The sequence below is a fragment of the Komagataeibacter ossonobensis genome, assembly GCF_057359305.1.
Genome location: NZ_JBXAYQ010000125.1, coordinates 1 through 1,051, shown reverse-complemented (window position 1 = coordinate 1,051; position 1,051 = coordinate 1). Strand labels below are relative to the sequence as shown.

Annotated in this window: 1 protein-coding gene; it reads left to right on the top strand. The window is 61.5% G+C overall.

The window, feature by feature from the left end:
• Positions 1-67 precede the first annotated feature (67 nt).
• Positions 68-1,039, top strand: a complete 972-nt coding sequence (locus tag AC1RQ9_RS18995) for an IS1595 family transposase (protein ID WP_095666499.1) — start codon at positions 68-70, stop codon at positions 1,037-1,039.
• The last annotated feature ends 12 nt before the right edge of the window (positions 1,040-1,051 follow it).

Sequence of the window (1,051 nt, the reverse complement as noted above, 5' to 3'; positions counted from 1 at the left end):
TTTTCCCGCTTATCAACAAAACGGCACGCCCTTACAGGGCGTGTTTTAACATCCCATATGAACTTGTGTGTCTGGAGTTCTGGTGATGTTGAATGTCATGAAAGGTCTGACAGACCTTGAGTTCGAGCGTCTCTACAGCACGGAAGAGGCCTGTATCAAGGCGTTGATGGTGGCGCGTCGGGAGGTCGGGATGGCCTGCCCGTCCTGTGGCCACGATCGGAATTATCTTTGTGGTCGCCGGGTAGGCTGCACACGCTGCAATCGCCGCTGGTCGGTCACGGCCGGCACGGTGATGAGTGGCACGAAACTTCCGCTCACGATCTGGTTCCGGGCCATGCACATCATGACCAGTACCAAACAGGGTGTCTCGGCCATCGAACTGGGCCGTCGGCTGGGCGTGAGCTATCCGACGGCGTGGTATCTCGCCAAACGCCTGCGCCGCGCCATGACCGAACGTGAAGCCCGTTATCTTCTCGGTGGTTCAGGTCCGGACGGTGCCCCCGTCGTGGTCGAGGCTGACGATGTCTATCTGGGTGGCGAGCGAAACCAGGGCTCGGGTCCGGGAGGCAAGACCAGGATGATCGCCGCGACCGAGCGGTATGAGGGCGGCCGTATGGGCCATGTCGCCATGCGGACGGTGGTCGGCTTCACCAGCAGGGCGGTGCGGGCATTCGCCGATACCTGCCTCATGCCAGCCGTCAGGGTTCATACCGACGGCCTGAAGGCTTTTCTGGCCTTCGGCACACCCGCCAGATCCCATGTGGTCACTGTCAGCGGCAGCAAACGCCCCTCCCGACAGCGCACCGCACCCTTCCACGGCCTCAACACCGCCATCGCCAATCTGAGCACGGCCCTCAAGGCAACGCACAAGGCCATCGCCCCGCAGCACACATCCGATTATCTCGGCGCCTTCTGCTGGACCACCAATCGAAGACACAACATGTTCGGCATGATCCCGGCCGCATGCCGCGCCGTCGCGACGTCTTCAATCCTCACGCGCCGACGCGCATATGCCGAAATTCCCGTGCTGCTTGGTTGATAAGCGGGAAAA